9 protein-coding genes are annotated in these 8,983 nt (G+C 67.8%); 5 read left to right on the forward strand and 4 right to left on the reverse strand.

The window, feature by feature from the left end; translation table 11 throughout:
- Window positions 1-3: 3 nt before the first annotated feature.
- Both ACQI5H_RS22280 and ACQI5H_RS22285 read right to left on the reverse strand, forming a co-directional pair.
- Entirely contained in the window at window positions 4-378 is a 375-nt protein-coding gene (locus ACQI5H_RS22280; RefSeq protein WP_427081461.1) for a DoxX family protein, read from the reverse strand.
- Between the two features lie 33 nt (window positions 379-411).
- Entirely contained in the window at window positions 412-1,068 is a 657-nt protein-coding gene (locus tag ACQI5H_RS22285) for a peptidase M50 (RefSeq protein ID WP_427081462.1), read from the reverse strand.
- Window positions 1,069-1,149: 81 nt separating this feature from the next.
- On the opposite strand from ACQI5H_RS22285, the gene ACQI5H_RS22290 reads away from it, so the two are divergent.
- From ACQI5H_RS22290 to ACQI5H_RS22310, 5 genes are all read left to right on the forward strand, one after another.
- On the forward strand, window positions 1,150-2,448 hold the full coding sequence (locus ACQI5H_RS22290) for an adenylosuccinate synthase (protein ID WP_427081463.1): 1,299 nt from the start codon (window positions 1,150-1,152) through the stop codon (window positions 2,446-2,448).
- Window positions 2,445-3,101, forward strand: coding sequence for a PaaI family thioesterase (locus ACQI5H_RS22295; protein ID WP_427081464.1), 657 nt, complete (start codon window positions 2,445-2,447; stop codon window positions 3,099-3,101). The genes ACQI5H_RS22290 and ACQI5H_RS22295 overlap by 4 nt, the downstream gene beginning before the upstream one ends.
- Before the next feature lie 92 nt (window positions 3,102-3,193).
- Window positions 3,194-4,411, forward strand: a complete 1,218-nt coding sequence (purT, locus tag ACQI5H_RS22300; protein WP_427081470.1) for a formate-dependent phosphoribosylglycinamide formyltransferase — start codon at window positions 3,194-3,196, stop codon at window positions 4,409-4,411.
- On the forward strand, window positions 4,408-4,830 hold the full coding sequence (locus ACQI5H_RS22305) for a rhodanese-like domain-containing protein (RefSeq protein WP_427081465.1): 423 nt from the start codon (window positions 4,408-4,410) through the stop codon (window positions 4,828-4,830). The genes purT and ACQI5H_RS22305 overlap by 4 nt, the downstream gene beginning before the upstream one ends.
- Before the next feature lie 49 nt (window positions 4,831-4,879).
- Window positions 4,880-6,100, forward strand: a complete 1,221-nt coding sequence (locus tag ACQI5H_RS22310) for an O-succinylhomoserine sulfhydrylase (protein WP_427081466.1) — start codon at window positions 4,880-4,882, stop codon at window positions 6,098-6,100.
- On the opposite strand, the gene ACQI5H_RS22315 is transcribed toward ACQI5H_RS22310, so the two are convergent.
- The gene (locus ACQI5H_RS22315; RefSeq protein ID WP_427081467.1) at window positions 6,097-7,476 is read right to left on the reverse strand and encodes an NAD(P)/FAD-dependent oxidoreductase; all 1,380 of its coding nucleotides are present in this window, start codon (window positions 7,474-7,476) and stop codon (window positions 6,097-6,099) included. The two genes, ACQI5H_RS22310 and ACQI5H_RS22315, sit on opposite strands and share 4 nt — an antisense overlap.
- A 186-nt stretch (window positions 7,477-7,662) precedes the next feature.
- On the reverse strand, window positions 7,663-8,139 hold the full coding sequence (locus ACQI5H_RS22320; RefSeq protein ID WP_427081468.1) for a hypothetical protein: 477 nt from the start codon (window positions 8,137-8,139) through the stop codon (window positions 7,663-7,665).
- Between the last annotated feature and the right edge of the window lie 844 nt (window positions 8,140-8,983).

Raw genomic sequence — 8,983 nt, forward strand, 5'->3', positions numbered from 1 at the left:
AAACTACCGGACCGCCAAGCGCCTCCGCTGTGGGCGCAGCGCCCAGGAGGCCACGGTGAGCCCCACCAGAATGACGGGACCCACCAGCGTTTTGGCGTCATCGCCGGCCCAGATGTGCGAGGCCGTCGCGCCGAGGTAGACGAACATCAGGCCCGCGTACGCCCATTCCTTCACCAGGGGCAGCCGCGGCGCCAGCAGCGCGACGCCGGCCGCCACGTAGCAGACGCCGAGGATGGTCATGAAGTACGGCGGATATCCCAGATGCGTCACGACGCCCTTGAACGGTTGCAGCCGCAAGGCGCCCATCGCCCCACCCACAAAACACTCGGCTGCGAGCAGGCCGGTCGTCGCCCAATAGGCGACGTTGATGCGTGTCATGAAACATCGACACCGCGCGGACCCGAAATGTGACTACCGGACCTGCAGCCACCCCTCGACGTGGCGGTAGAACGTCGACCGCCGCGCGGGCCGGGGTGCCGGAACACCGTCGCGCACCACGACGACGCCCGTGCTGCCCAGCTGGACGGCGCGGCCGGTGATCCATCGGCCGCCCTGAGTCCTGGCCCGCAGGCCCGGCACGGACAACGTCGGCTCGATGTCCGCACCGGCGACGTCGCCGTCGAACAGCGCAGTGTCATCGACGACGGCTTCGCCGTGAAGCGGCTCCCGGTCCTCGGCGGGTCGCCAGCTGGCCCGGCCCACGATCGCCGAGCCGGTTTCGTCGCGGATCAGCGGCACCCGCCGGGCCGTACCGCGCCGGGCCCGCCGGGCCGCGCGGCGTCCGACGGGGAGGCGGTAGACCCGGGTCGCCGCCGTGCGGCGGCGCGGCACGTACGCCACCTCGACGTCGAGCTGTTCCGCCCGCAACAGCCGGGTGAGCACCGCCGCCAGGTCGGCGTCGCCGCCGACCACCACCAGCCGAGGGTGTGGCCCGATGGCGTCGTCGATGGCGGCCGAGTCGGCCGCGCCGTCGGCTCGGCGGATCGGCAGGCCGTTCAGCCCGCGGGGCACCCGCGCGTCGCCGAACACCAACACCGCTACACCGGGCGTGGTATCGGCCGTGTTCACGACACTCCTCGCAAATCGCTGGGATAGGGTAGGTCACCGGCTGGACCACAATAAGCAGGCGAGACCAGGTGGGAGCATGTCATGCCGGCAATCGTCCTCATCGGCGCCCAATGGGGCGACGAGGGCAAAGGTAAGGCCACCGACCTGCTTGGTGGGCGCGCGCAGTGGGTGGTGCGCTATCAGGGCGGCAACAATGCCGGGCACACGGTCGTCTTGCCGACCGGTGAGAACTTCGCGCTGCATCTGATCCCGTCCGGGGTGCTGACGCCGGGCGTCACCAACGTGATCGGCAACGGCGTCGTCGTCGACCCCGGCGTGCTGCTCGACGAGCTGAAGGGCCTCGAGGCCCGCGGGGTCGACACCTCCAAGCTGTTGATCTCCGCCGACGCGCACCTGCTGATGCCCTACCACGTCGCCATCGACAAGGTCACCGAGCGCTACATGGGCAACAAGAAGATCGGCACCACCGGCCGCGGCATCGGCCCTTGCTATCAGGACAAGATCGCCCGCATGGGAATCCGGGTCGCCGACGTGCTCGACCCGGAGCTGTTGTCGCACAAGGTCGATGCGGCGCTGGAACTCAAGAACCAGATCCTGGTCAAGGTCTACAACCGCAAGGCGCTGGAGGCCGACCACGTCGTCGAGGTCCTGCTGGAACAGGCCGAGGGATTTCGGCACCGCATCGCCGACACCCGGCTGTTGCTCAACGCCGCGTTGGAAGCCGGCGAAACGGTGTTGCTGGAGGGCTCGCAGGGCACGCTGCTCGACGTCGACCACGGCACGTATCCCTATGTGACGTCGTCGAATCCGACGGCGGGCGGTGCGGCCGTCGGGTCCGGCATCGGGCCGACCCGGATCACCACCGTGCTCGGCATCCTCAAGGCCTACACCACCCGGGTGGGCTCCGGCCCGTTCCCCACCGAATTGTTCGACGAGAACGGCGAATACCTGTCGAAGACCGGCGGCGAATTCGGTGTCACCACCGGGCGGCGCCGGCGCTGCGGCTGGTTCGACGCGGTCATCGCCCGCTACGCCACCCGGGTCAACGGCATCACCGACTACTTCCTGACCAAACTCGACGTCCTGTCCAGCCTGGAGACGGTGCCGGTGTGCGTCGGCTACCGGATCGACGGGGCCCAAACTCATGAAATGCCGATGACGCAAAGCGATCTGCACCGCGCCGAGCCGATCTACGAGGAGCTGCCCGGCTGGTGGGAGGACATCTCGGCAGCGCGCGAGTTCGACGACCTGCCGGCCAAGGCCCGCGACTACGTATTGCGTCTGGAAGAGCTTGCCGGAGCACACGTTTCGTGCATCGGGGTCGGTCCCGGACGTGATCAGACGATCGTGCGCCGCGACATCCTGGCGGCCCGCCCGTGACCCAGCAACCAGAACAAGTCGAGCCGGACCCCAAACAACTCGACCCCGAATACGAGCATCACGGCGGCTTTCCGGAATACGGCCCGGCCAGCCCCGGGCGTGGATTCGGCCGCTTCGTGGAGTCCATGCGCCGGCTGCAGGACCTTGCCGTGTCCGCCGACCCCGGCGACGGTGTCTGGGACGACGCGGCCGATCGTGCCGCGGCGCTGGTGGAGTTGCTGGGCCCGTTCGAAGCCGACGAGGGTAAGGCGCCGGCCGGGCGGACGCCCGACCTGCCCGGCATGGGCAGCCTGCTGCTGCCGCCGTGGACATTGACACGGTATGCGCCCGACGGCGTCGAAATGACGGGCTATTTCACCAGGTTTCACGTCGGCGGCAACCACGCCGTGCACGGCGGTGTGCTGCCGCTGCTGTTTGACCACATGTTCGGGATGATCTCGCACGCCGCGGGACGGCCGATCAGCCGGACGGCCTTCCTGCATGTCGACTACCGCAAGATCACCCCGATCGATACGCCGTTGGTGGTGCGCGGTCGCGTCACCAGTACCGAGGGACGCAAGGCGTTCGTGTCCGCCGAATTGGTCGACGGCGACGCCGCGGTGTTGGCCGAAGGCACCGGCCTGATGGTGCGGTTGCTGCCGGGCCAGCCCTGAGCAGCGCTTTTGCGCCGCCGACCTATCCTTGTGCAGTGACTGACGGCTTGAACCGCGGACCCGCCGACGACGACAAAACGTCGGCGATCGTGGTGGCCCCGCAGGCCGGCGAGGCGCGCGCCGGCGGGGACGGCGACGTGCGGCCCCGCGTGCTGCTGCTGGGTTCCGACGAACTCAGCCGGGAGCTGACGATCACCTTGCGGCGGCTGGGCGCCGAGGTGATCGCGGTCGACGGTTACGCGGACGCGCCCGCGCACCGGGTCGCCGACCAATCGCTCGTCATCGCCATGACCAACGCCGACGAGCTGTCGGCGGCCTTCCTGCGGCTGCAACCCGACTTCGTGGTGACCGCCACCGAGGCGGTCTCCGTCGACGCCCTCGACGCCCTGGCCACCGGGACCCACAACGAGCTCGCAGAAGCGGTGCCCAGCGCTCGCGCCGTGCGGCTCACCGCCGACCGTGAGGGCTTGCGCCGGCTGGCCGCCGACCAACTGGGCCTGCCCACGGCGCCGTTCTGGTTCGCCGGATCGGTCGGCGAGCTCGAGGCGGTGGCCGCGCACGCGGGGTATCCGTTGCTGGTCAAACCGGTCAGGGGGCCGGCAGGCCCGGGACGATCGATGGTCGACGGACCCGACGACATCGCGCCCGCCTGGCGGCGTGCCGCGGGCGGGCAGGCACAACCGCGAGTGCTGGCCGAAGCGGTGGTCGAGATCGAATTCGACGTCACCCTGTTCGCGGTGCGCAGCGAAGGCGCGCGCGGACCGGTGATCGAGTTCTGCCCGCCCATCGGTCATCGCCGCGCCGAGGCCGGACTGCTGGAATCCTGGCAACCCCAAGAAATGAGCGGCGCCGCGCTGGACGCCGCCAAATCCATCGCCGCGCGCATCGTCAAGGCGCTCGGCGGGCGCGGGGTCTTCGGTGTCGAATTGATGATCAATGGCGACGAGGTGTACTTCAACGACGTCACCGCATTCCCGCGGCAGAGTGCCTGGGTAACGCTGCGCACCCAGCGGCTTTCGGTGTTCGATCTGCAGGCACGCGCCATTCTCGGCCTGCCGGTGGACACGATCATGATTTCGCCGGGTGCCGCCCACGCGATACCGCGGACCGACGGGGGAGGATTTCCCGGCGCCGACGCGCTCAGCGGCGCGCTCGCCGTCCCCGAAGGCGATCTCCTGGTGTTCGGCCCGCCCGCGGGTGCGGCGCGCCAACTCGGTGTGGCGCTGGCCACAGCGCCAGCTGTGGCGGCCGCACGTGACCGCGCCCGACAGGTGGCGACCGCGGTGAATATGCGAGACTCACGCGGGTGAGCTACGCAGGAGATATCACGCCGCTCGAGGCATGGAAGATGCTCAGCGACAACCCCCATGCGGTGCTGGTCGACGTGCGCACCGATGCCGAATGGCGGTTCGTCGGTGTGCCCGATCTGTCCAGCCTCGGCCGGGACGTGGTGTACATCGAATGGAATACGACCGACGGGGCGCGCAACGAGAACTTCGCGGCCGAACTGCGGAACCACATACCGCCCGCAGCGGACGACGAAGAGCGGCCGGTGGTCTTCCTGTGTCGCTCGGGCAACCGCTCCATCGGGGCCGCAGAGGTCGCGACCGAGGTCGGCATCACCCCGGCCTACAACGTGCTCGACGGCTTTGAAGGTCATCTCAACGCTCACGGCCATCGCGGCGAAACGGGTTGGCGGGCAATAGGATTGCCCTGGAAGCAGTTATGACCCGCGCCGGCGACGATGCAGAGCGAAGCGATGAGGAGGAGCGGCGCACATGACCGACGTTCCCTCGGTCCGCATTCCCGAGCCGCTGCCCGACGGCGTCAGCCAGGCCACCACCGGGGTGCGCGGCGGGATCCTGCGGTCCGGCTTCGACGAGACCGCCGAGGCCATGTATTTGACGTCCGGCTACGTCTACGAGTCGGCCGCCGACGCGGAGAAGTCGTTCACCGGCGAAATCGACCGCTTCGTGTACTCGCGATACGGCAACCCCACCGTTTCCATGTTCGAGGAACGGTTGCGGCTGATCGAGGGCGCGCCGGCCGCATTCGCCACCGCGAGCGGCATGGCCGCGGTGTTCACCTCGCTGGGCGCGCTGCTGGCCGCCGGGGACCGGTTGGTCGCCTCGCGCAGCCTGTTCGGGTCGTGTTTCGTGGTGTGCAACGAGATCCTGCCGCGCTGGGGCGTGGAGACGGTGTTCGTCGACGGCGACGACCTCGCGCAGTGGGAGCGGGCGCTGTCGGTGCCCACCGCGGCGGTGTTCTTCGAGACGCCGTCCAATCCGATGCAGTCGCTGGTCGACATCGCCGCCGTCACCGAACTGGCTCATGCCGCGGGGGCAAAGGTGGTGTTGGACAACGTGTTTGCCACGCCGCTGCTGCAGCAGGGCATTCCACTGGGGGTCGACGTGGTGGTGTACTCGGGCACCAAGCACATCGACGGTCAGGGCCGGGTGCTGGGTGGCGCAATCCTGGGCGACAAGGAGTACATCGACGGTCCGGTGCAGAAGCTGATGCGCCACACCGGACCGGCGATGAGTGCCTTCAACGCCTGGGTGTTGCTGAAAGGCCTTGAGACGCTGGCGATTCGCGTCGAGCATGCCAATTCGTCGGCGCAGCGGATCGCGGAATTCCTGGAGTCTCATCCGGCGGTGAGTTGGGTGCGCTATCCCTATCTGACGTCACACCCTCAGTACGATCTGGCCAAACGTCAGATGACCGGGGGCGGCACCGTGGTCACGTTCGCGCTCGACTGCGCGGAAAGTGCGGCCAAGCAACGGGCGTTCGAGGTGCTGGACAAGCTGCGGCTGATCAACATCTCCAACAACCTGGGTGACGCCAAATCGCTTGTCACCCACCCGGCGACGACGACGCACCGGGCGATGGGCCCGGAGGGCCGCGCCGCGATCGGGCTGGGCGACAACGTGGTCCGCATCTCGGTCGGGCTGGAAGGCGCCGACGACCTGATCGCGGACATCGATCGGGCCCTGAGCTAGCCGGCTTGCCTTTCGGCGGCATCGGCGCGCTCGGCCGCGGCCAGCGCCCCTTCCTCCGCATGTGCCTGCATCCAGTTCGTCACCACCCTGGCGTAGACCATCTGGCTGGTGATGGCCATCTGACCGCGGGTGCGGCCCAGGAAGGAGATACCCCAGGCGAACATGGCCGCGATGCGGTTGCGGTGGCCGATCAGGTAATACAGGTGCAGCACCAGCCAGGCCAGCCAGGCGATGAAGCCGCCGAACTCCAGTTTGCCAACCTGCGCTACGGCGCTGAATCGGGACACCGTCGCCATGCTGCCCTTGTCGAAGTACTTGAACGGCTTGCGATTTGCCGGGTCGTCGTGTCCCTTGAGTCCGTGTTTGATCGCCGTCGTCGCGTAGTGCGCCCCCTGAATCGCGCCCTGCGCCATCCCGGGCACGCCCTGCATCGACATCAGATCACCGATGACGAAGACGTTCGGGTGCCCCTTGACGGTGAGATCGGGTTCCACCACCACCCGCCCGGCGCGGTCGACTTCGGTCCCGTCGGACTGGTCGGCGATCATCTTGCCCAGCGCGCTGGCCTGCACCCCGGCCGCCCATACCTTGCAGGCGCATTCGATGCGCCGTTCGCCGCCGTCCTTGTCCTTGATGGTGATGCCCTTGTAGTCGACGGCGCTGACCATCGCGTTGAGCTGGATCTCGACGTCCATCTTCTCCAGCCGGCGCTGCGCCTTGAGGCCTAGCTTCTTTCCCATCGGCGGGAGCACCGCCGGGGCGGCGTCGAGCAGGATCACCCGGCAGTCGCTGGGTTTGATTGTGCGAAACGCCCCTGCCAGGGTGCGCTCGGCGAGTTCGACGATCTGTCCGGCGACCTCGACGCCCGTCGGCCCGGCACCGACCACCACGAAGGTCAGGCGCCGTTCCCGCTCGGCCGGGTCGGTGGCGACCTCGGCCGCCTCGAACGCGCCCAGGATGCGGCCGCGCAGCTCCAGGGCGTCGTCGATGGTCTTCATGCCGGGCGAGAAGGTGGCGAACTGGTCGTTGCCGAAGTAGGAGGTCTGCGCGCCCGCGGCGACGATGAGGCTGTCGTACGGCGTCACGGTTTGCATGTCGATCAACTTCGACGTGACGGTCTGCGCCTTGAGGTCGATCGCGTTGACCTCGCCCAGCAGCACCCGGACGTTCTGTTGCTTACGCAGGATCAGCCGGGTCGTCGGGGCGATGTCGCCTTCGGACAGGATCCCGGTGGCCACTTGATACAGCAGCGGCTGGAACAGGTGGGTGGTCGTTTTGGAGATCAGCGTGATGTCCACGTCGGCCCGCTTGAGCGCCTTGGCCGCGGTCAGGCCGCCGAATCCGCTTCCGATGATGACGACGCGATGGCGCGACATAGCTACCCCTTTCACCTCTCCCAACCCTATGTTGCCGGGAGCGCCTTCTATAATCGAACAGACGTTCGAAGAGATGGACGACGGCGCCGTGGTGCCGTTTCCGCTCGGTCCCACTCACCCGTCGAAACCTCAAACTGCTGTGCCGCTAACCACCTGCTGAAGAGACTTTGGGGCCGGCGACGCTCGTCAGGCGCCACAGAAGCGGCTGGAGCCGTATTTGCCTGAGCACCAGATGTCACCTGCGTTCGCATCGGTGAGTTCGGCGTCGTTGTCGGCTAGGTGGAGGACGGTGACGCCGTCTGGGGCCACGACGAGCTCGGCTTTCCACGCCGTGTGCTCGTTGAGGTGGCCCTCCAGTCCGTCGCCCCAGGCACCGATGCGCTGGTCTAACCTGATCGCGAGACCCGGGCCGTCGCCCTGCGTCCAGCGCGTGGTCCACTTCTCGCCGTCGCGGGCGCTGGACCCGAGCAGGATCGTCCCGGTGCCGTCGGGCGCGATCGTCATCATGCTTAGGTGCCTCTGCCAGCCTCCGACGTAGTCGCCGCGCGACGGCTGCATCGGCGGGTTGTCCGCCGGATCGGCGTTGGCGACCGCGGCATGCGCAATGAGGGCGGCTGCTGCCGCGGTGAGCGCAGTGATCGAGCGAACAGTAAGTTTCGGCATGGCGTATGTCCCTTCTGTGGTAGTTCCGGGGTCTGGATGTGCCGTGCCAGGCACGGGTCGTTAGCTCTACCCGCCTGTGACGGCCGTTCGTGGAAAGAGTCCGGCAGCCGCCTTGCGTAATCCTTGTGCGATTCTTGCAACGGCCTCGCCAAGTGTTCTTTAGCCAGTCGGTACCACCACCTGCTCAAGACTTTCCATAACGAGTGGCACGATCTTCAGTTGCCGGACGGAACGCTGGTGTGGACGTCTCCGTCCGGCCGCGCGTACACCACGAAACCTTTTGGTGCTCAGCTCTTTACGGCGCTTTCCATGCCGGCAGGAACACTGAATATGCCGGCCAGCCGGCCGCCGCCGCAGCCCATCCGCGGAGTCATGATGCCGCTGCGACGACGAACTCGCGCCCAGGGCCGCGCCGCCCGCATCGGCTGGGAACGCGGCATCAACGAAGCCCGAATGGCGGCCGACCCATCGCCCTTCTGGAACGTCCACGCGCTCGCGTTGTTCGCGACGCGGCACCAATTGCATTGTTTCACCCTCGTGCGGGAATGGAGGGTGCGAGTATGTGCGTCTAGGTCCGAAATGGGAGGGGCGAGAAATGGTCTGGGGGATGGACGAGGGGATCCGCGGCGCGGTGACGAGAACACTTGTCGCAGCGGCATTTATAGGTCTTAGCGCGACCGGTGTGGTCGTTCCCGCAAATGCAACGCCCAGCGTTGTCGATGCGCTCGGCCGGCCGGTTCCGCTCGATGACCTGCCCACCGGCCCGGACGATCCCAGATGCTTGCAGTTCCCGGGGTACGCCCCGTGTCAGGGCGGTCCATATTGGCAGGGGCCGCCCTGACAC

Source organism: Mycobacterium heidelbergense, from assembly GCF_050205645.1.
GTDB classification, from domain to species: Bacteria; Actinomycetota; Actinomycetes; order Mycobacteriales; family Mycobacteriaceae; genus Mycobacterium; species Mycobacterium heidelbergense_A.